The organism is Pseudoclavibacter sp. RFBJ3, assembly GCF_002931375.1.
Taxonomy (GTDB): Bacteria; Actinomycetota; Actinomycetes; order Actinomycetales; family Microbacteriaceae; genus Pseudoclavibacter.
In genome coordinates, this window is record NZ_PSXZ01000005.1 from 140,449 (window position 1) to 162,233 (window position 21,785).

Sequence of the window (21,785 nt, forward strand, 5' to 3'; positions counted from 1 at the left end):
GCGGAAGCCCCGCGTGCACACGCACGTGGGGCTTCCGCCATTCGCACGGATCCGCGCTCCCGGGTCGCCCTCGATCTGAGGCGTCACGTGGACCTCGCTGAGCTGCGACTCGGCAGCACGAGGCTCCTCGGTGCAGACGCGACGAGCCTGAGCCCCCGCCAGCGCCGGCAGGCGCTCGGGGTGCTCTCCGCGGATGACCGGAAGCGCCTCGCTCACCTGAACGATGCCCGCGCGGATGCCTTCCTCACCGGGCGGCTGCTCGTCAGCGCTGCCCTCGACGACCCCGCACCCCGCCTCGAGGCATCGTGTGGGCACTGCGGCTCCGCCGAGCACGGCAAGCCGCGCCTGCGCGAGCAGCCGATCCTCGTGAGCATCTCCTACGCCGGCCGCGCCGTCTTCGTCGCACTCGCCGACAGCGACCGTGTCTCTGCCCTCGGGCTCGACGTCGAGGAGGTCTGCCTCGAGATGGGTGCCGGCGCCGTGGCAGAACTCGAACGCTGGACGGCGATCGAAGCGGTCCTCAAGGCCGACGGCCGTGGGCTCCGGGTCGACCCGAGCGAGGTGAAGCTCGACGAGAACGGCCTGGCGCGCATCAGGGGCGAGGATGCGCGCTACCGCATCCGCCGGACGCTCGTCGACGGTCGATTCGTGGTTGCCGTCGCGACGGCTACGGCTACCGCCAGCGGCGAGTGACCTTCGCCGCAGGAGGCGGAGGAAGGTCGGGGAGCGTGAGCTGATAGAGCCAGGCGTCGAACAGCTCCTGGAGCGGAGCATCCGGCGCCAACGACGCCGCATGCTCGAGGAACTCCGCCGTCGAGGCGACCGAGAAGCGCTTCACCTGAGTCCAGCTCGTGAGGATCTCGAAGAACGCAGAATCGCCGACCGTGAGCCGCAGGGCGTGCATGGTGAGCGCGCCGCGCTTGTACACGCGGTCGTCGAACATGTCCTCGGCGCCCGGATCTCCGAGCAGCAGGTCCTGGGGAAGCCTCGCCAGGGATACCCGGGCGCCCCGGGCCAGGCTGTCGGCACTCGGTCCGCCACTCGCCTCTGACCAGATCCACTCGGCGTAGCAGGCGAAGCCCTCGTTGAGCCAGATGTGCTGCCAGCCCGCGACGCCGACGCTGTTGCCGAACCACTGGTGCGCGAGCTCGTGCGCGACGAGGCGCTCCTGGCCGCGTGCGCCGTCGATCTGGTTGGCGCCGAAGATGGCCATGCCCTGTGCTTCGAGGGGGATCTCGAGGTCGTCGGCCGTGACGATGACGGCGTACGTGTCGAACGGGTAGGGACCGAACGTCAGCTCGAAGGTCGACATCATCTTCGCGAGGTCGGCGAAGTCGGTGCCGACGCGTCGCGCGAGCGAAGGGGGGTAGTGCAGGTGGCCCGCCACCCCCGCGAGCTGCACGTCCTCGCGCTGGTAGCGGCCGATCTGGAGGGTCACGAGGTAGCTGGCAGTGGGGGCCGCTTCCTCGTACACCCAGGTCGTGAGCCCGCCTGAGGCGCGTCTCGAGCTCAGGGTCCCGGTTGCGACGACGTCGTAGTTGCTGTCGACGGCGACCTGGATGCGGTAGCTGGCCTTGTCGGCGGGGTGATCGTTGCAGGGGAACCAGGTCGGGGCTCCCGTCGGCTGCGAGGCGACGATGATGCCGTCCTCCAGCTCCTCCCAACCGATGACTCCCCAACGGGAGCGGCGCGGCCGGGGCGCGCCCTCGTAGACGATCTCGACCGTGATGGGCTCGCCGGCCTCGACCCGCTTCGAGAGCGTGACCTTCAGCTTGCGGTCGCTCTGCTTGAAGCGGGCCTGCTTGTCGCCGCGCACGTTGACCTTGCTCGCGCGAAGCCCCACGAGGTCGAGGGAGAACGCGGTCAGCGGCACCGCCGTGCGGATGCTGAGCGTCGCCGTTCCCGAGAGGCGGTTGTTCTGCATCCGGTACTTGAGCGCCAGGTCGTAGTGCTCGACGCGGATGCTGACGTCGCCGCTCTGCGGCGTGTACGGGTTGCCGGGCAGCGGCTCTGCGCTCGTCGCGAGGATCATGAAGCCTTCGACTGGTAGGCGCGCAGCTTCAGGGCCCGCCAGGGGCCGATCGGGTTGCCGCTCCAGCGGCTGCCGACGGGCACCGACTCGCCTCGCATGACGAGCGATGCGGGCCCGACGGTGGCGTGAGCGCCGATGGTGGCGGCGGGGAGGATCACGCTGTGTGGTCCCAGCGTTGCGCCTGCTTCGAGGGTGACGGTGTCCATGCTCATTATTCGATCATGGAACAGGTGCGTCTGGACGACGCATCCCCGGTTGACGGTGGCTCCGTCCCCGAGTGTGACGAGATCGGCCTCCGGCAGCCAGTACGAGTCGCACCAGACGCCCTTGCCGATCTTGGCTCCCAGGGAGCGCAGCCACATCGCGAGTGCCGGCGTTCCTGCAGCTCCGCGCGCGAACCAGGGCGCCGCGACCATCTCGACGAAGGTGTCGGCGACCTCGGTGCGCCACACGAAGCTCGACCAGAGGGGCTGCTCGGAGACGCGGATGCGACCGACGATGACCCACTTGGCCATGGTCGAGATGAGGGCGGATGCTGCGGCCGCACCCAGGAGGACGAATCCGGAGAGCACGATGCTCCAGGCGACGCCGACGGCGGTCTCGATGGCTGCGAGCCCAAGGAGGACACCGAGGCCCAGCCCGCAGGTGACGATGACGGGCACGATGCGGCACAGCTCCCAGAGGGCACGCGCGACACGCAGCGCCCTTGGCGGGTTGTACGTGCGCGTCTCGTCTCCGTCGACCGCGACACGGCGGAGGCGGACGGGCGGGGACCCGAGCCAGGATGAGCCGGGCTTGGCCTTCGCCGGTGCTGCGGAGAGGACGGCGACGAGGCCGTCGCGGGGGACGGAGTGCCCGGCGGCGGCCATCCCGGAGTTGCCGAGGAAGGCGCGCGCGCCGATGCGCGCTCGTTCGATGCGCATCCATCCGTTGTGCAGCTCGTAGGAGGCGACCATGGTGTCGTCGGCGAGGAACGCGCCGTCGTCGATCTGCGTCATGGAGGGGAGCAGGAGCACGGTCGAGGCCTCGACGTCGCGCCCGACCTTCGCGCCGAGCATCCGCAGCCAGACGGGGGTGAAGAGGCTCGCGTAGAACGGGAAGAGGGTGGTGCGGGCCGCGTCGAGGAGGCGCTCGATGCACCAGGCCTGCCAGGCGATCCTCGAGCGCACCGGGTGGGTGCCTTCCCTCAGGCCGATCGAGAGGAGGCGAACGAAGAGCACGACGAAGCCGGCGAAGGTGATGCCGGCCGCGATGACAGCGGGGGCCAGCCAGGCGAACGCGGAGAGGGTCGCCTCGCCGAGCGTCCCGGCCCCGCGCATCCCGGCGGCGATGACGACGCCGCCGACGGCGAACGCGAACAGGGGGAGCAGCGCGAGGGCGGCCGAGGCGATGGCGTAGACGACCGCCCAGCCGGCGGGCTGCGGTGGACGGTCCGCCGGCCAGTCGCTCGCGCGCACCTTGCCGACGCGCACGGCGGGGGAGCCTGCCCAGCTCTTGCCCGAGCGGACCCTGCCGAAGACCGCCGACCCCGGGGCGACTTCGGCGCCCTGCCCGATCTTGGTGCCGGGGGCGAGGGTGCTTCGGGCGCCGACGGTCGCCCCTGCGCCGATGCGGATGCCGCCGATGCGCACGAGGTTGCCGTCGATCCAGTAGCCGGTGAGGTCGACTTCCGGCTCGATGGCCGCGCCGTCTCCGAGCTGCAGCATGCCGGTGACGGGCGGCAGCGAGTGCAGGTCGACGTTGTTGCCGACCTTGGCGCCGAGTGCGCGAGCGTAGTAGACGACCCACGGTGCGCCAGCGAGGCCGACGGCGTCGATCTGCGTGGCCACCTGCTCGGCGAGCCACAGGCGCATGTGCGTCGCGCCGCCGCGTCGGTAGTCGCCGGGTCTGAGCCGGAAGAGGAGGATGCGCGCGGCGGCGACCGAGATCGCCATCTTCCCGAACGGGGTCACGAAGACGATCAGCAGGACGACGATGAGCCAGAGCGGCGCATCCGGCAGCACCTCGAAGCCGGGGAGCAGCTGCAGGAGCGCGCTCGCCGCGAGCAGGTAGGTGACCCAGCGCGCGCCGGCCAGGATGTGCAGGGGCAGGCCGGCGACGATCTGCAGGATGCGCGCCGAGAGCGGCGTTGGGCCGGGCGTGCTGAACGAGGCGATGACGTCGTCCTCGTCGTCGAGCGCTTCGCTGATGGACTCGGTCATGGCGCCGAGGCGGGGGTGGTCGTAGACGTCGGCGACCGTGAACTCGGGCACGCGCGAGCGCACTCGGGTGACGAGCTGGGCGGCCGAGAGGGATCCGCCGCCGAGGTCGAAGAAGTCGGCGTCCTCGCTGCCGACGGGCAGTCCGAGCACGGCCTGCCATTGCTCGGCGAGCCAGGCGACGTGCCCGTCGAGGTCGCCGGAGACATCATCGGCGCCCGGCAGCGGCCAGGGCAGAGCGTTCTTGTCGACCTTGCCGGAGGTGCGGGTCGGGAGGGAGTCGAGCTCCGCGAGGAGCGGGACGAGGGCCTTCGGGAGCCGCTCGCTGAGTTCTGCGCGCGCGAGCTGCCGCTCGTAGCCCGTGCCGGTGACGATGTAGCCGACGAGGATCGAGACGCCAGCGGAGGTCGTGCGGACGGCGACGGCCGAGCCGGTGACTCCGGTGACGGACTGGAGGGCTGCCTCCACCTCGCCAAGCTCGATGCGTCGGCCGCCGATCTTGACCTGGTCGTCGGCACGCCCGAGGAACACGAGGCCGGCTTCCTCGAACGTGACGAGGTCACCCGAGCGGTAGGCGCGATCCCAGCCGAGGCTCTCCATCGGGGCGTACTTCTCGGCGTCCTTGGCGGGGTCGAGGTAGCGGGCGAGCCCGACGCCGCCGATGATCAGCTCGCCGGATTCGCCTTCCGCGACGCGCTTGCCGTCCGCGTCGACGACGGCGAGCTCCCAGCCGTCGAGTGGCAGGCCGATGCGAATGGGGGCGTTGCCGTCGAGGAGGGCGGCGCAGGCGACGACGGTGGCCTCGGTCGGCCCGTAGGTGTTCCAGACCTCGCGGCCTTCGCCGACGAGGCGCTGCGTGAGCTCCAGCGGGCAGGCTTCGCCGCCGAAGATGAGCAGTCTGACCTGCTCGATCGTCTCGCTGGGCCAGAGCGCCGCGAGGGTCGGCACGGTGGAGACGATCGAGATCTGGTGCCTGAGGAGCCAGGGGCCGAGGTCCTCGCCGGATCGCACGAGTGATCGCGGGGCTGGCACGAGGCAGGCGCCGTAGCGCCAGGCGAGCCACATCTCCTCGCAGGAGGCGTCGAAGGCGACGGAGAGGCCGGCGAGCACGCGGTCGCCCGGCCCGATGGGGTCGTGCTGCAGGAACAGCTTCGCCTCGGCATCGACGAACGCGGCAGCCGAGCGGTGGGAGACCGCGACGCCCTTGGGTACACCGGTCGAGCCCGAGGTGAAGATGACCCAGGTGTCGTCGTCGAGGTGGGGGCCCTCGAGGTCGGCGAGGCTCGTGCTCTCCGGATGCGGTGCGCCTTCGTCGAACAGGGGAACGGCCGGGTGGGCGCTCGCTTCGCCGTCGGCGGCCAGCACGAACTCGCCGTCGCTCTGGATGGTGCCTCGCACCTTGGCCTCGCCGAACACGAGCACCGCGCGCTCGTCGGGGTCATCGACGTCGACGGGCACGTACGCGGCACCGGCTGCGATGACGGAGAGGATCGCGATGTACAGCTCTCTGGTGCCCGAGACGAGGCGCACACCGACCTTGTCTCCTCGCCGCACTCCCGCATCCTGCAGCCGCATCGCGGTCTGCGCGACGTAGGCGCTCAGGTCCTGGTAGCTGAGCGGGGCGTCGCCGTCGTCGATCGCGATGGCGTCGGGATGCGCGGCGACGGTGGCCGTGAGCACGTCGATGAGCGTGCGGGGCGTGGGCGCTGCCGCGGATCGGTCCAGGGGGGATTGCACGCGGCAACGCTACCGGGCCAAGGTAACGCGGTGGTTGCCGACGGGGCGCGTGTGGTTCCGGGGTGCATTCGTGCCCGGATCGTCGTGCTCCATTGTCGAACCTGAAAATCTCCCGTAAGGTAACCCTTGCCTTACTTAGCGTTACCTAACCGGTTCCACCGGGTGGCGCCCAAGCGTAGGGCTTTCGGTACACGGCACTCGCCGCGCATCTGCGCGCGTGTCGGGGGGCCGTGACTTCTACTCAGGAGAACTCATGACAGCAGTGCAAGAACGGACGGCTGGTCGGTCGTCTGTGCTGGCTCGCGGTGGCGCGACACTCGCCGCGGCAGGCCTCATCGCGGCGGGCCTCGGCCTCGGCGCGGCACCAGCGTCAGCCGCGGAAGGCGACGCAACCGTCGAGAACGTCTCGTTCTCGTGGCAGCTCAACGACGAGACCGGCGGCGGCGCCTACTTCGGCGGCTGCAACTTCCTCGTCGCCGGTACGGCAGGCGACACGGGATCCTCCCGTCTCTGGACCGAAGCCGACGGCTTCTACAAGGCTGCGGAGGGCAACGTGACCATCACGAAGCCGAACGCAGCCGGCGAGCAGATCGCCCCCACCTGGGGCACCAAGTGCCAGAACGCGGCGGGCGCGGCCGTCTCCCCATCAGCCGCTTCGACGACCAACAACCGGGTCAACTTCGCGGCGGGCGCTGGAACCGTCAACCCCGCAACCGACACCGGCACCATCTCGTGGGACGGCGACTTCACGATCGTCTTCTACGGTGGCCTGACGTACTGGACGGTCTCCGACCCAGTGCTCGACGTCGTGAACGGAGTCGGAACGCTCACGGGCACCGCCTCCGGATACGGCACGTCGATGGAGGACATGTCGCAGTGGGTCCCGATCGCACCAGAGACGATCGACCTCGCCACGTTCGACGGCGTCGACGTCACCGCGACGGGCATCGAGGTCTCGACGCCCGACTACCTGGGCGTCGAGGTCACCACGGCCGGATCGCCGCAGAACACCACTGCTGCGACGTGGGGCTCCTTCCCGCAGTCGCTCGTCGACTTCAACGCCAAGACGGGCCAGTCGTCGTACTGGTACTCCTCTGGTGGCGCGGCTGACCCGAAGAAGGTCGCGAAGGGCTTCTCCGCGAGCTACGCGGAGATCGCAGCACCCGAGGTTCCCGGCACGCCGGACGGCAACGTGGAGGTCGTCATCCCCGAAGCCGCAGTGACGCCGGTCGACCCCGAGACGGGTTCCTTCTCGTGGGCCTGGGCTGACCAGAACGGCGCGGACCTCGGCACCGCGGTCCAGACCGGTGACACCTTCGTCGCCAACGGCTCGATCAGCGACGTCGCGGTCACGGACACGCGTGCCGGCGGCACCGCGTCCTACGGCTGGACGGTCTCCGGCCAGTCGAGCGACTTCAGCAACGGCACCGACTCGATCTCCGCTGCGAACCTCGGCTGGGCTCCTGAGCTCATCGCGGGCAACGCCGCGAACGTGACCGCTGGCTCGGCGGCGACGGGCCTCAACACGGCGCAGCTCCTCGCGACGTCGAACGCCGCCGCGAGCGCAACGCTCGGTGCGGACCTCACGCTGACGGTCCCCACCACAACGCAGCAGGGCGCGTACTCCGCCACGCTCACCATCTCGGCCATCTCCTAGGGGCCGAGGAGTGCGCGGGAGCCCATCAGGCTCCCGCGCACTCGCACCCCGCTGCGCGAGCATCCGCCCTCGCAGCACCCCCGCTCCTCCGCATCGCTCGCTCGCTCCGCCGCGGCCCCGCCGCGAGCGCCCCACGTAAGGGACCACATGGCTCTCCCCATCCGTCTCCGCACTCGCGCCACAGCATCCGTCGTTCTCGCGACCTCGCTGCTGGCGCTGCTGTCGTTCGTCGCGCCGACCGCGGCGCAGGCTGACACGACGCAGCCGCCCGCGTGGAGCATCGACACGGTCGACGGCGACCGGGGCTCTGGGCGACCCAACTTCACCTACGACGTCAACCCGGGCGACGTCATCGCCGACTCCATGACCGTGACCAACACCGGGCCGGGCGCGCTCGAGCTCACGATCTACGCGGCCGACGCGTTCACGACCGCGACGGGCGCCGTCGACATCCTCGAGAACGGCGAGCCATCGGTGGATGCGGGCACCTGGGTCGCCCCCGGCGCAGGCTCGGTCTCCCTCGAACCGGGGGCGAGCATCGACGTGCCGTTCACCCTCACGGTGCCAGCGGATGCGACGCCCGGCGACCACTCCGCCGCGATCGTCGCCTCTCTCCTGCCCGCCGACTCCACCGACCAGGTCAAGGTCGAGCGGCGCCTCGGGCTGCGCATCGACATGCGCGTGAGCGGAGAGCTCGCGCCCACCGCCGAGATCCGCAGCCTCGCGACCGACTGGGGTGCCGCTGGCGTCAACCCCTTCGGCGGCGGCACCACCACCGTCAGCTACGAGCTCGTGAACACCGGCAACGTGCGGCTCTCGTCGCTCGAGGATCTGCGCCTGAGCGGCATCGGCGGGGCCGCCGGAGTCGCCATGACCGGCGGCGAGATCCCCGAGCTGCTCCCCGGATCGGCGGTCACGATCACGCGCGAGATCACGACGGGCGCCATCGGTCCGCTCACCGGTGCCCTCACCGTGTACCTGCAGCCCGTCGGAGCCTTCACGGACGTGCCCGTCGCCGTCACGGCCGACCTCTCGGCGTTCGCTCTGCCCTGGTCGCTCGTCATCCTCGGCGTCCTGCTGCTGGTCGCCGCGGCTGGCATCGTCTTCTGGTTCTGGTTCTGGCGTCGCCGTCGGCTCGATCTCCTCATGGCCGGCTACGACTCCGAGGCGGCGCCGGGCGCCGAGCGGCTCGCCCCTCCCCGGACTGGGGGTCAAGCGGGAGGCGCGGCGCTCGCGGTCATCGCCGGGATCGCCCTCGCCCTGGCCACCGGCATCTGGAGCCCGACGCCCGCCGTCGCGGAGCCGGCCCCCACCGCCCCGTCGGGCATCGTCGAGGTGACCATCCCGGCACCCACGGTCGCGCCCACACCGACGGGTACCTCGGCGAGTACCGCAGCGCCGACGACCGTTCCGAGCGCCGGCCAGAGCATCGCGCCGACGCTCAGCCCAGGAGCGAGCACCGGGACCGGGCCGGGAACCGGGTCGGCGGGCGGAGGCGCGGGACTCGCCAGCACCGGCACGGAGACGCTCGCGATCGCCCTCGGCGTCGGCACCCTCGCGCTGACCGCCGGCATCATCCTGCTGCTCCGCCGCAGGGGGCGCGCCGGCTGAGCCGACCCGCCCGACATCCACGCGCATCCACGACCTGACCACACGACCGAGGAACCCATGCCACTGCCACGCACGCTCCGCCGCTTCCGCCGCTCGACGATCCGTCGCGCCGGCTGGGCAGCGCTCGCCGTGGTCGTCGTCTCGGTGCTCTGGGTCAACGGGTTCCACAACATCGGCACCGCAAACGGCGCAGGCAACGAGCAGTGCGTCTCGCAGCCCGTGCAGGCCGACCCCGTGGCCCCCGTACTCCCGCAGGTCACCTCCGCGGAGCTGCCGGAGCCGCGCAGCATCGCCGGCCCGACCACCGCGTACACGCAGACCGCGGCGATCAACCCCGTCACCGACGCGGCCACCGCCGTGCAGCAGCTGCCGACGACGTTCACGAGCTCCGACGGCGCCACGACGACCGTGACCGACACGACGCGCATCCTCGCCATCAACCAGAACGGCGGCCTCGCCGCAGCCGTCATCGGCCTCGGCTTCGGCTGCAACCTCATCGGGCGCGACACCGCCACCGACATCACGAAGCTCATGCCCGGCAACGAGCAGCTGCCGCTCGTCACGCAGAACGGGCACGAGCTCAACGCCGAGTCGATCCTGCAGCTCGCCCCGACCGTGGTCGTGACCGACGCCTCCATCGGGCCGTACGACGTGCAACTGCAGCTGCGGCAGGCGGGCATCCCCGTCGTCATGGTGCCCATCGCCTACGAAGACGGCGTCGACGGCGTCGCCCCGCAGATCCAGTTCGTGGCGGATGCCCTCGGCGTGCCGGCGCTGGGGGAGAAGCTCTCCGAGCGCACGCAGGCCGAGATCGGCACGACCATCCAGCAGCTCGGCACGATGGCACCCACCGACCCGGAGAAGAAGCCACGAGTGGTGTTCCTCTACCTGCGCGGCAGCGTCTACTACTGGTTCGGCGCAGGGTCGGGCGCCGACTCGATCATCCAGAGCATCGGGGCGCGCGACGTCGCGACCGAGGTCGGCTTCGCCGGAATGTCGCCGACCAACGCGGAAGCGCTCGTGCGTGCCGCCCCCGACGTGATCATCGTCATGACCCTCGGCCTCGCCTCCGTCGGCGGCATCGACGAGGCCGTCCAGCTGCCCGGCATCGGGCAGACCCCAGCAGGAGCCAACAAGCGCATCGTCGACATGAGCGACTACGAGGTCATGAGCTTCGGCCCCCGCACAGCCTCCGTCCTCGCGGCGCTCGGCACCGCGATCTACGCGCCAGACCTCGCCTACGCACCAGAAGCGGACCCTGCCGCCAGCACCGGAACGGGCGAATGATGAGAGATGCACACGTGAGAACGGCAACACCGCCAGACACCACCCCGCCGGCCGCACCCCAGCAGCCGCAGCGCCACCGCCTCCTCGACGGGGCACAGGAGCGGTCACGGCGACGCCCCGATCCGGTTGCCGAGCCGAGGGATGCGCCGCCCCGGACCAAGAAGGCGCGAGCGTCGCTCCTCGCAGCCGTGCTCACGATCCTCCTCATCGCGGGCTGCCTCGTGTCGGCGATGATCGGCCAGCTCTACATCCCGCCGCTCGAGGTGCTCGGCTTCCTCCTCAACCAGGTCGGCATCGACGCCCTGCCGGGCCCGAGCCACGAGTTCGGGGCTGCTGCGCTCGCGGAGGTGCGCTTCCCGCGACTCGTGCTGACCGTGCTCGTCGGCGCTGCGCTCGCCGTCGCCGGCGCGCTCATGCAGGGCATCTTCGGCAACCCGCTCGCCGAGCCAGGCTCGGTCGGGGTCTCGGCCGGTGCAGCAGTCGGCGCGAGCTTCTCGATCCTCTTCAGCCTCACGTTCCTCGGGCCCTTCACGACACCGACGTTCGCGTTCGTCGCCGGCCTCATCACGACGTTCGTCGTCTACTCGCTGTCCCGCTCAGGCCGACGCACCGACGTCATCACGCTCATCCTCACGGGAGTGGCCGTCAACGCCGTCTGCGGTGCCCTCATCGCGTTCATCACCTTCAGCGCTCCCACGCAGGCGCGCGAGCAGATCGTGTTCTGGCAGATGGGCAGCATGAACGGCTCGCGCTGGGAGCAGGTCTGGCTCGTCGCGCCGCTCATCATCGTCGGGTGCATCCTCGCCATCGGCATCGGCCGCCAGCTCGACCTGCTGTCGCTCGGCGAGAAAGCGGCCCGCCACGTCGGCGTCAACGTCGAGCGCGTGCGGCTGCTGGTCATGATCTACGTCGCCCTCCTCGTCTCGGCCGCCGTCGCCTTCGCCGGCATCATCGCCTTCGTCGGGCTCGTCGTGCCGCACATCATCCGCATGATCATCGGCCCGTCCCACCGGGCACTGCTGCTCTGCTCCGTGCTCGGCGGCGCGCTGCTGCTCACGATCGCCGACCTCGGCGCGAGGACCCTCGTCGAATACGCGGACCTCCCCATCGGCATGCTCACCTCGCTCATCGGCGGGCCGTTCTTCTTCTACCTCATCCGGCGCAGCCGGGCCAAGGGCGGTGCGTGGTCGTGATCGGATCCATCCTCAGGAACCCCATCCGCAAGCCGCGCGCCACAGCGCCAGGCGATGTGGTGCTCTCCGTGCGCGACGTGAGCGTCGACTTCGGCGAGCGCACAGTGCTCGAGGGACTCGACCTCGACATCCGCGCCGGGGAGGTGCTCGCGCTCGTCGGCCCGAACGGCGCCGGCAAGTCGACGCTCATCAACGTCATCACGGCCGACGTGGATGCGCGCAGCGGCACCGTCGAGATCGACGGCCTCCCCAGCTACGCCTGGACCAACACTGAGCTCGCCATGCGCCGCGCGGTGCTCCTGCAGCAGGTCGACATCGCCTTCCCGTTCTCGGTCGAGGAGGTCGTCGACATGGGCCGCGCGCCCTGGCAGCAGGTCAGCGAGCGCGACCGCGACGACCTCATCACGGCGGGCGCGATGCGGCGCACCGACATCGACCGCTTCGCCGACCGCCACTACCCGTCACTGTCCGGCGGCGAACGCGCGAGGGCCGCGCTCGCGCGAGTGCTCGCCCAGACCGCCTCGGTCATGCTCCTCGACGAGCCGACCGCCGCTATGGACATCAAGCATCAGGAGATGGTGCTCGACCTCGTGCGCAGCTACGCGAGCACCGGATGCGCCGTCGTCATCATCGTCCACAACCTCGACCTCGCCGCCGCCTACGCCGACCGCATCGCGCTCCTCAGCCGCGGCCGCATCGTCGCAGACGGGCCGCCCGCCGACGTGCTCACGGCTGAGCTCATCTCGCAGGTGTACGAGCACCCCGTGCACATCCTCGAAGACCCCATCACCGGGTCGCCGATCGTCGTTCCCCGACGCACCCCCTCCCGACCCGCCCCCTCGACCCTCGCCGCAGAAGGGCAGAACGCATGACCGCCACCACCCCAACGGCCAGCCGCCTCTCTGGGGCGCGCTTGGCCGCCTCGATCGTCGCGGCCCTCGCGCTCGCCCTCGGTGCCCTGCTCGTCGGCGTCACCGCGTCGCCCGCACACGCCGCGGGCCAGGTGACCATCTCCGGAGAGCCCGCGGCGGATGCGCAGAGCGAGATCCAGGTGTCGGGTTCCGGCTTCCAGTCGGTGCAGGGCGGGTTCGGCGGCATCTACGTGCTGTTCGGCTGGGTCGACGATCCGAACGGCGGCTCGTGGAAGCCGAGCGCCGGCGGCGTCACGGGGGAGGACTACCGGTACGTGTACGACGACGAGACGAACCCCGTCGGCTACCAGCTGTTCGCCGCCTTCCCTGGCGGGTCGACCTCCTACGCCGCGAACGGCGGCGAGGTCGCGGCCGACGGCACGTGGTCGGGAACGCTGCGCATTCCCGGCGCCGTCTTCCAGACGTACGACCGCGACCAGAACGCGACCTCGGTCGACTGCACCACCGTGCAATGCGGCATCATCACGATCGGGGCGCACGGCGTGAAGAACACGAACAACGAGTCGTTCACGCCGCTCACCTTCGCCGGCGGTGCGGCAGCCGTCGCCCCTCAGGCCGAGGCCAGCGCCCAGCAGCCGCAGGCGGCGGCCCCCGCGGCTCCCGCCGAGCAGCCCGGCGACGCGGCGCCTGTCGCGACCTCCGCCCCCGTCGGGACGACAACGCAGAGCACAGCCGCGTCGCAGGGCCTCGGCTCCGTCGGCGACGCGCTCGCCTGGCTCGTGGTGCTCGCGCCCGTCCTGCTCCTCGTCGGCCTCACGGTCGTCGCACTCGCCGTCGGGATCGGCGCGTACCTCGCCGCGAAGAGCCTCCTCCTCGGCGTCAACCCGGCCGCACTCGAGAAGGTGCGCGGGCAGCGGGAGCGCAAGGCGCTGCAGGAGCGAGAGAAGCAGCGCAGGAAAACGGCGGCAGTCAGGCTCTCCCAGGAGCAGCGCGAGGCTCGCGCCAGGCGCAGGCTGGGCGCGGTCGGTGCCCAGCAAGCGCTCTCGCAGGTCCCCGCCGGCCCCGCGCCGCTCGAGAACGACAAGCTCGTCGACTTCTTCGCCATGGACGCTCCTTCACCGCGCCACCCGAGTCCGCTCGACGACGCCCGCGCCGACGCGAGCGTCGACGCGGGTGGCGAGGAGCGGGATGCGCCCACCCTCATCCTCTCGAGCGCGGCCGGACGCCGGGAGGACGCACGGTGACCTCAGCGACGCACCGCCTAGGCACCCCGCGCGGGCGCCGCCTGCCGGCCCCGGGGATCGGCACGCGCATCCTCGCCGGCATCGGCATCATGGGACTTCTCGCGGGAGTCGGGCTCCTGGCCGCGGACTCCGCCGAGGCGGCATCGACACCGGTCACGGGGGTCGGCCTCTCCTGGGCCATGAACGACGAAGCAGGCGGTGGCGCCTACTTCGGCGGGTGCAACTTCCTCTCCGCCGGAGCATCCGGCGACAACGGCAGCTCCGCGGTCTGGGCCGACGATCGCTTCTACTCGGCGAGCGACGGCAGCGTCACGATCACGAAGCCCGACGCCGCCGGCAACCAGGTGCCCGCCACGTGGGACTCCAGGTGCCTCGACGCAGGCGGGAGCAGAGTCGGCACGGGAGCCGGATCGACAAGCGCCAACCAGGTCAACCTCGCCGACGGCACCGGCACCGTCGACCTCGAAGCCGGCACGGCCAGCATCTCCTGGGACGGTGCCTTCACCGTGGTCTTCTACGGAGGCATGACGTACTGGTCGGTCGACGACCTCAGGCTCGACCTCACCGACGGCAGGGGCACGCTCACGGGCACCGCTGGCGGCTACGGCGCCGACATGGACGACCCGACGAAGTGGCAGAGACTCGACCCGCAGCGCGTCACGCTCGCCACGATCGATGCCACGCCGGCGGAGCTCACGGCATCCGGTGCCACCATCACCCCCGACTACCGGGGCGTGGATGCGGGCGCCGTCAGCACACCGCAGGCCCGCACGGGCGACGACTGGGGCTCCTGGCCGAAGGACTTCGTGGCGTTCCACGAAGCGAGCGGGCAGTCGAGCTACTGGTACTCCTCGGGCGGCATCGCCGACCCGAAGAAGGTCGCCGCGCCGCTCGAGCTGCGCTTCGACACGTCCCCGACGGCCACTCCCGCCTACGAGCGGGTGCCGCTCGGCTACGCGGAGGGCACCGAGGTGCGATTCGCCAACCTCGGCGAGGACATCTCCGGGGAGCCCGTGCTCCGCGCCGCGGACGGGAGCGAGCTGCAGCTGCTGCCGGGCACGACCGCGCAGATCACGGCCGGTGCCGGTCTTGGCACGTGGGACGTCGCGGACCTGCCCGAGGGTGCGCACGTGTTCACCCTCGCCGTGCGCAACGGCGCAGCCGAGACCCCGATCGACCTCGGCGCCGGCCACCAGCTCCGCATCACCGTCGTGCCGCCGCTCGGGACGACGACGCAGCCAGGAGTGACGGTCAGTGACGTCCAGGCGAACTCGTTCACGACCACCCTCACCTGGCCTGCCGACGGCGGAGGCCCGCCGACGGAGTACCAGGTGCAGCTCACGCAGGGCGGCACCGCCGTCGGCGCGATCCTGCAGGTTCCAGCGGACGCGACAGGCCAGGGAACGACGATCGTCCCCGGGCTCACCGCCGACACCGAGTACGCGATCACCGTGACCCCGTACCTCGCGACCCAGGCTGGTGCATCCGCGACGCAGCAGCTCAGCACCGGATCGCGCCCCGAACCCACCGTGCCGCCCGAGCCCACAACCGCGCCCACGACGCCCCCGAGCACCGAGCCGACCACACCCACCGACGGCGACGGCGCATCCGCCGACGGCGCGACGTTCTACTGGGGCCTCAACAAGGAGGCAACAAGCGGCGCCTACGCCGGAGGATGCAACTTCCTCGCGGCAGGCGAGGCCGGAGACACGGGCTCATCCCGCGCCTGGAACGCGAGTGAGTACCGCTCCGCCGACGGCAACGTCACCATCATCAAGCCCAACGGCAACGGCTTCGAGCAGGCGAGCTGGGCGACGAAGTGCATCGACCGCACCGGCACCGCCGTCTCGACGGCACGGCTCGGCTCCCACACGGAATCCCAGGTGCGCATCACGGGCGGCGAGGCGACCCGTTCCGGCTCAGAGCTGACCGTGCAGTGGCGCGGCAGCTTCACCGTCGCCTTCTACGGCGGTCTCACCTATTGGACGGCAACCGACCCCGTGCTCAAGGTGGACGGGAGCGGCAAGGGCACCATCACCGCGACAGCCTCCGGCTACGGGGCGTCGATGACGGATGCCTCGAAGTGGATGCCGCTGGCCGAGCGCATCATCACCCTCGCCAACCTGGCCGGCGTCGACACCAGCGGCGATGTCATCACGACTACCCCCGACTACGTGGGCGTCTCATACAGCGGCACCGGCCAGTCTCAGGGAGTGGTCGGCGGGGGCGACTCGACCGCGACAGCGCAGGCGGCACGCACGGCGCTGAACTCCAGCTACTGGGGCGCGTTCCCGTCGGACTTCGTCGACTTCCAGAAGGAGACCGGCCAGTTCTCGTACTGGTTCACCTCGAACGGCGCTCGCGACGCGTACAAGCCGACGATCCCGCTCACGGTGAGCCTCGCCGGCGACCACACGCCCACCGCGGGCGCGTACAGCGCGCCGGCCGCGCCGACGCTCACGCAGAACAACGCCTCGGGCGGGACTCGGGCTCCGAACGCGGCCGCACCCGCCCCCACCACGACGGCGCCTGCGGCCGGTGTCGCGACCGCTGGCGGGGGAGCCGCACAGTCGGAGGCTGGCCCGGTCGCCACCGCGAGTGAGGCCTCGGGCCTGCAGATCGGGGAGATCACTGCGCCCATGGTGCTCGGCGGGGGAGCAGGCATGCTCGCCATCGCCGGTCTGAACTGGTCGATCTCGCTCCTCGTCCGACGAAGGCTCGGCCTCGACCCGAACCTCTTCGGGTAGGCGCGGCTTCTGACTCGTGGGCGCCGTCGTCCGCTCGCCCAAAGTGGAGTTGTGGTCGTCAAAGTGCGCTCGTGGCGACCGCAACTCAGCTCTCGGCCTTGTGCAGGGATGCGCGCGACGTTTGCGGGGAGTCGAGGCTTCTGACTCGTGGGCGCCGTCGTCCGCTCGCCCAAAGTGGAGTTGTGGTCGTCAAGACGCGCTCGTAGCGACCACAACTCAGCTCCCGACCTTGTGCTGGGACGCGCGCGACGTTTGCGGGGAGTCGTGGCTTCCGACCCGTCGGAGCCGTCGTCCGCTCGCCCAAAGTGGAGTTGTGGTCGTCAAAAAACGCTCGTAGCGACCACAACTCAGCTCCCGACCTTGTGCTGGGACGCTCGCGACGTTTGCGGGGGCGCTCGTGTCGTTTGTAGCTCTGCGTGCTGCTCTACTCGCTGCCTTGCTACCTCGACATAGTTGTGGCGGGATGCTGTTGCTCCGCTTCCCGACCTCACCTGGCCACAACTTTGCGCTCGTGTCGCTCGTGGGCGGCGCCGTCGAGTGCAGGTGCAGGTGCAGGTGCAGGTGCGGGTGCAAGCACGGGTGCAGGTGCGGGCGCAAGTGCGGATGCGGGCGCAGATGCAGGGACAGCTGCGGGCGCGCGTGGCGGGTGCGGGTAACAGGTGCAGGTCCAGGCTCAGGCGGCGGCGCAGGGTTGTGGCCCGGTGCTGGTGCCGCTCGTCCCGACCTCGTTTCGCCACAACTCTGCGCGCACTGGCCAGGTTTGGAGCCGCTCCCGCGAGGTGCGCGAGTCGGTGCGGAGGCCTGCGGGCACGCGAGAACGGCCCGCATCCGAGTGGATGCGGGCCGTGCGCACCTGCGCGTCTGCGCACCTGCGCGTCTGCGCACCTGCGCACCTGCGCGCGTCCGCACCTGGCGTCTGCGCACCTGCGCGTCTGCGCGTCTGCGTCTGCGCGCGGTTGTCGCTAGAAGCGCGCGTCGAGCGCTTCGAAGATGCGCTCGTTGCAGGTGAAGCTCGCGTTGGCTTCGTCGAGGAGGCGCACGATGGCCGCTTCGTCGAAGGCGAGGTCGTCGAGCTGGGTGCGGTAGGCGCGCTTGAACGGCACGATCGCGGGGATCTCGGTGAAGTCGAAGAACGTCGCTTCGTGCGCGGGGAGCCCGTAGGTGCGGTCGAGCATGACGCGCATTGCCTGGCCACCGGAGAGGTCGCCGAGGTAGCGCGTGTAGTGGTGTGCGAGGTAGCGGGCCGGGTCGTCGGCGGATGCGGTGATGCGTTCCGCGTACTCGCGGGTGGCCGGGAGCTCACCGGGGAGCGGCTGCGTGAGCCGCGGAGCGAGCGCTTCCAGGTCGGCTGCGATCGAAGCGGCACGGTTCAGCTCAACGGCCGGGATAGCGCCGAGCTTGCCGCTCTCGCGCACGGGGACCGCCGCGCTCTCGAGTGCTTCGTACATGAAGCCGTACTGCTGCAGCAGCGCAGCCCAGGCGTCGATGCCGAGCTGGCCGCCCAGGAGGCGCTCGAGGAAGCGCGAGCGTTCGGCGCTTTCGTGGGCCTGCGAGGTGCGCTCGCGCAGGCGCGCGCTGATGGTCGTCGCGGTGTCGGTGACGATGGTCATGCGGGATCCCTTCGGGCGGGATCGGTGCGAGGGGATCGCACCGAAGACTGAATTCCCTCAGCTTAGGTGACCCTTACTTCTTCTGGGAATCCTCTGGGCGAAGATTTCACCCCATCGTTACACCCAGCTCTCAGCCACCTCCTCCGCACAGCGCTGCCCACGCGCGAATCCGGCGCGAGCGGCGGATGGTCGCAGCGAGAGGTCCATGGCGTTGGCCCCGAACAGGTGGTCGAGCTCAGCACCCGGGAAGATGGTCTCGACGGTGCTGCCGGTCGTGCGCAGCTCCTCGAGCTGCGCATCCAGCTGCAGGCCCCACTCGCGCGGTGTGAGGCTCTTCCCCGAGAACGGGGCAAGCACCAGGACACGGTCGAAGCCCATTGCGAGGTCGGCGTTCTCGTTTCGGCGGAAGCCGCCGTCGATGAGCCACCGATCGCCGACGCTGTACGGGAGGCCGCTCGATGTGCTCGCTGCGACGGCGTCGACGAGGTCCGCACCGCTGTGCTGGTCGAACGTCACCGGGTCGCCGGTCTCGGCGTCGACGGCGGTGAGCAGCAGCTGCCTCGCAGGCCAGTCCAGCACTGGGAGGCGGGAGGCGACGATGCTGCGCCAGCGGTCCTGCCACGATCCGTCGGCAGCCGCCAGCCGCTCGAGCGCGGATGCGCCGAGTCGTCGGCGCATGTCGGTCGCGTCCGCGGATCCGGCGATGAGCCGTTGCATCTGTTCGAGCTGGGCTGCGACCTGTTCGGATACCGCCCCCGGTGTGGGCGGGTGCCGGGGCCCGGACGGGAGGGGTCGCGCGGGCGCGGCGAGAATCGCCTCGAACAGGTCGGACGGTGTCGCCCCGGCGAGCTGAGCACCGGCGGTTGCCCCCGCCGAGGTGCCCACGACGAGGTCGGCGGACGCGACGTCGAGGCCCGCCGCGTCGAGGCCCGCGAGCACCCCGATGAGCCAGGCGTTGCCGGTTGAGCCGCCTCCGCCGAGCACAAGTGCACGGCGGGGGCTGTGTGCGTCAGACGGCACGAGCAGGGGAGCGGAGGAGGAAGGAAGGTCCATGGGGGTTGCCTTTCACACGGTGCGTGACGGGCGCTCCCAGCGCGACCTGCTTAGTCGCGAGTTCGTGAGCTGCGGGGAGCACCCACTGTTGGTCCTGCGTTCATGGGTGTCACCTCCTGGCTTCGGATCACGATGGAGAACACCCTACGCCTGGCGGGGCGGATCGCGAATCAACCGAGAGCCGAGAGCCGAGAGCCTGGCTCAGGCCTCGTTGATGCTGGCCACGAAGGCACGGGGAAGGCGGAGCTCGACTGCCAGCAGGTCGACGCTGACCCCTTCTTCGACGAGCGCTCGCAACCACACCGTCAGCTCCTCGCGGCGCGGCGCGAGCAGGGCGTGACCCGTCGCCGGGAGAAATGACTGCAGGTGAGTCAGGCGGATGCGCTGATCCCCGGTCAGCGACGCCTGCTCACGCTCGCCTGTGCTGAACCGGAACTCCCAGTCCGGGACCGACGCTGCCGTCACTTGGTTGCCGTCGCTGAGCATGCCGCCGAGAATACCGGGCCGAGGCGCGAGGCGGCCAGGGAGTGCCGTCGAAGTGGTTCGAGGTGGCCTGCGGACGGGGTGCCGTTGCTCGACGTACGCTCGATCAGATGGATGCCATGCGTGAACCACTTGAAGCTGCCCTCGAACGACTGGCGCCGGGCAACGGCGATCCGCTTGCGCGCGTCACGGCGACGCGCGACGCAGTCAGATGGCTGGAGGAAGTCGGCCTCGTGGATGCTGTCGAGCGCGCTCGCGCCGCCGGTTCGACGTGGGCGCAGATCGGAGCGGCGCTTGGCGTCACGGGAGCGACCGCGACCACGAGATTCGGCGGCACCCCGGAGGAACGCGAGGCCAGGGCGCAGCAATCGCGCGAGCGTGCGGCGCAGCGAAACAAGATCGCATCCGAGGCGATCGGCGCCACACCTCGCGGGGAGCTGCCTGGCATGTCGGTCGCCGACGCTGCCGAGAAGCTTGACGTGCAATTGGGGACGTTCCGGCGCCGCATCCAGGTTGCGCGCGAGAAGAACAGCGCAGCCTTCGCGGCCGCGATCACGGTGGTGCAGCTCTCACCCAAGCGTGAGGTCATGCGCGTCGTTGACCTCGCAGCGGCCGCGCAGATCTAGCGGCGCGCACCGCGGGGCCCGCTCACCCCAGGTATTCGCCCGCCTCGTACCTGACGTGCTGGATGACGACAGCGGCGCTGATCTCGAGCGCGGCGAGGACCGTGATGATGGCGAGCGACCACCACACTGACTTGTGGGTGCAGGCGGCGGTGATGGCGGCCGCCGAAAGGCTGAAGAACCAGACCAGGAAGTGAGCGACACCGGCTATCCACGTCGTGAGGATGGCCTCCTCGTAGTGTCCCTTGGGGGTGGTCCAGGTGTCGCTCGCGTCGGCTTCGGGGCCGTAGTGGAGGACCTCGCCGACGCTGAGCGCGAGGAAGACGCCGATGACGAGCGTCGCCGCGGCCGCGAACAGGATGATGACGGTTGCGATGCTCCACCCGAGGATCGGGCGCCAGGCCGAGGGGCGAACTGGGCGATGCTCGGCCGTGTGCCAGGTGGGCACGTCGTCGCTCATCGCACCGCGAGGTCGAGTAGAGGCCAGCCGACGGGAACCACGATGACGATGACCGAGAGCAGGACGAGCATCCCGAACGTGCGGCCGAAGGCGCGCGGACCGATGCTGGCGAAACTGACGGCGGCCCCGAGGTATGCGATCCAGGCGACGCCGAGGGCGAGGATCGCGAGGTCGGTCATGGACTTCGCCTCGCCGTAGTTCAGCGCGGCGGACGAGCGCGGATCCCGATCAGTCTCCATCGCGGCACCGTAGACGAGCATCTCCGCGATCCCTTGGCCGAGTGCGAGCGCTAAGAACCCGAGAACGAACACCCCCGATACGGCGAGGGCAATGGTCCTGGCTTCCCCGTGCGGCGCGCGTGCGCTTACCGCTGCGCTTTCCGGCTCGGATTCCACCATTGACATGGCACGAGCTTAGATCTCGTCTGCCCGGGACGCTGTGGCTCAGGGCAGAGATTCGCGGCCCTGCCGAGCGGATCGCCTCGCGGCGCCTCGCATCCCCGCGAGCGCCCGGTGACCTCGGACCCTTCGAGATCGTCCTGCGCCTGCCTCGCGTCGCGCATGCCGATCCGGCGGTTGTGCAGCGCTGCGACCCCGAGAGCCGGCACGAGCAGGACCACTCCCAGCAAGACGGCGGTCAGGAGGAATGTCAGGTCTGCGGCTCGCCCGAGCAGCTGTAGTCCGCCCATGACGGCGAAGACCATGACCAGGCGGGGGAGGAACCACAGGCGCGGCAGCTTCGGCGGCCGGCCGAACAGCGGGATCCTCTGCCCCGGGATGCTCCTGGACAGTCGGACGACGTCGACGGCGCACGCCGCCGATCCGATGGCCAGCAGCACGATGCCCCAGAAGAGTTCCATACGGCCCACACGAACACGTTGTTCTGGGTGACGCCTCACCGCGGCGGTGGGACTCGAGGACCTGGTCGCCCATGGAGGCGATGCGTCTAGGGTCTTGTTGTGTCGGTCATGATCTTCCT

17 protein-coding genes are annotated in these 21,785 nt (G+C 70.5%); 9 read left to right on the forward strand and 8 right to left on the reverse strand.

Translation table 11 applies throughout. From position 1 onward, the window contains the following. Positions 1–87 precede the first annotated feature (87 nt). On the forward strand, positions 88–693 hold the full coding sequence (locus C5E07_RS06855; RefSeq protein ID WP_104298895.1) for a 4'-phosphopantetheinyl transferase superfamily protein: 606 nt from the start codon (positions 88–90) through the stop codon (positions 691–693). Here C5E07_RS06855 and C5E07_RS06860 read toward each other — a convergent pair. Then, entirely contained in the window at positions 674–2,032 is a 1,359-nt protein-coding gene (locus C5E07_RS06860) for a M1 family metallopeptidase (RefSeq protein WP_104298896.1), read from the reverse strand. The genes C5E07_RS06855 and C5E07_RS06860 overlap by 20 nt on opposite strands. Then, the gene (locus C5E07_RS06865; RefSeq protein WP_104298897.1) at positions 2,029–5,967 is read right to left on the reverse strand and encodes a Pls/PosA family non-ribosomal peptide synthetase; all 3,939 of its coding nucleotides are present in this window, start codon (positions 5,965–5,967) and stop codon (positions 2,029–2,031) included. Before C5E07_RS06865 ends, C5E07_RS06860 begins: the two co-directional genes overlap by 4 nt. A gap of 253 nt (positions 5,968–6,220) precedes the next feature. On the opposite strand from C5E07_RS06865, the gene C5E07_RS06870 reads away from it, so the two are divergent. From C5E07_RS06870 to C5E07_RS06900, 7 genes are all read left to right on the forward strand, one after another. Beyond that, positions 6,221–7,624, forward strand: coding sequence for an HtaA domain-containing protein (locus C5E07_RS06870; RefSeq protein WP_104328131.1), 1,404 nt, complete (start codon positions 6,221–6,223; stop codon positions 7,622–7,624). 147 nt (positions 7,625–7,771) lie between these two features. Then, a complete protein-coding gene (locus C5E07_RS06875; RefSeq protein ID WP_104298899.1) occupies positions 7,772–9,235 on the forward strand; it encodes a hypothetical protein in 1,464 nt (487 codons plus the stop codon). Between the two features lie 57 nt (positions 9,236–9,292). After that, complete coding sequence (locus C5E07_RS06880; RefSeq protein ID WP_104298900.1) at positions 9,293–10,522, forward strand: hemin ABC transporter substrate-binding protein; 1,230 nt, start codon at positions 9,293–9,295, stop codon at positions 10,520–10,522. Between the two features lie 14 nt (positions 10,523–10,536). Further along, positions 10,537–11,715 (forward strand): FecCD family ABC transporter permease, encoded by a 1,179-nt coding sequence (locus C5E07_RS06885; protein ID WP_374953195.1) that lies wholly within the window; start codon positions 10,537–10,539, stop codon positions 11,713–11,715. Next, positions 11,712–12,587 (forward strand): heme ABC transporter ATP-binding protein, encoded by an 876-nt coding sequence (locus tag C5E07_RS06890; RefSeq protein WP_104298991.1) that lies wholly within the window; start codon positions 11,712–11,714, stop codon positions 12,585–12,587. The genes C5E07_RS06885 and C5E07_RS06890 overlap by 4 nt, the downstream gene beginning before the upstream one ends. After that, positions 12,584–13,831, forward strand: a complete 1,248-nt coding sequence (locus tag C5E07_RS06895) for a hypothetical protein (RefSeq protein ID WP_104298901.1) — start codon at positions 12,584–12,586, stop codon at positions 13,829–13,831. The genes C5E07_RS06890 and C5E07_RS06895 overlap by 4 nt, the downstream gene beginning before the upstream one ends. After that, positions 13,828–16,578: a fibronectin type III domain-containing protein gene (locus C5E07_RS06900; protein ID WP_104298902.1), complete on the forward strand. Its 2,751-nt coding sequence runs from the start codon at positions 13,828–13,830 to the stop codon at positions 16,576–16,578. The genes C5E07_RS06895 and C5E07_RS06900 overlap by 4 nt, the downstream gene beginning before the upstream one ends. Positions 16,579–17,540: 962 nt before the next feature. Here C5E07_RS06900 and C5E07_RS06905 read toward each other — a convergent pair. The 3 genes from C5E07_RS06905 to C5E07_RS06915 form a co-directional block, all read right to left on the reverse strand. After that, the gene (locus C5E07_RS06905) at positions 17,541–18,188 is read right to left on the reverse strand and encodes a heme oxygenase (biliverdin-producing) (protein WP_104298903.1); all 648 of its coding nucleotides are present in this window, start codon (positions 18,186–18,188) and stop codon (positions 17,541–17,543) included. Positions 18,189–18,305: 117 nt separating this feature from the next. Continuing rightward, complete coding sequence (locus tag C5E07_RS06910) at positions 18,306–19,241, reverse strand: patatin-like phospholipase family protein (RefSeq protein WP_104298904.1); 936 nt, start codon at positions 19,239–19,241, stop codon at positions 18,306–18,308. A 201-nt stretch (positions 19,242–19,442) separates the two neighbouring features. Next, complete coding sequence (locus C5E07_RS06915; protein ID WP_104298905.1) at positions 19,443–19,727, reverse strand: hypothetical protein; 285 nt, start codon at positions 19,725–19,727, stop codon at positions 19,443–19,445. A 116-nt stretch (positions 19,728–19,843) separates the two neighbouring features. Here C5E07_RS06915 and C5E07_RS06920 point away from each other — a divergent pair, with 116 nt between their 5' ends. Further along, entirely contained in the window at positions 19,844–20,350 is a 507-nt protein-coding gene (locus tag C5E07_RS06920; protein WP_146080539.1) for a hypothetical protein, read from the forward strand. 22 nt (positions 20,351–20,372) lie between these two features. On the opposite strand, the gene C5E07_RS06925 is transcribed toward C5E07_RS06920, so the two are convergent. The 3 genes from C5E07_RS06925 to C5E07_RS06935 all read right to left on the reverse strand — a co-directional run bounded on the left by C5E07_RS06925 (position 20,373) and on the right by C5E07_RS06935 (position 21,666). Beyond that, a complete protein-coding gene (locus C5E07_RS06925; protein ID WP_104298907.1) occupies positions 20,373–20,807 on the reverse strand; it encodes a hypothetical protein in 435 nt (144 codons plus the stop codon). Next, complete coding sequence (locus C5E07_RS06930; protein WP_146080540.1) at positions 20,804–21,046, reverse strand: hypothetical protein; 243 nt, start codon at positions 21,044–21,046, stop codon at positions 20,804–20,806. The genes C5E07_RS06925 and C5E07_RS06930 overlap by 4 nt, the downstream gene beginning before the upstream one ends. A gap of 125 nt (positions 21,047–21,171) precedes the next feature. Then, entirely contained in the window at positions 21,172–21,666 is a 495-nt protein-coding gene (locus tag C5E07_RS06935; protein WP_104298909.1) for a hypothetical protein, read from the reverse strand. Between the last annotated feature and the right edge of the window lie 119 nt (positions 21,667–21,785).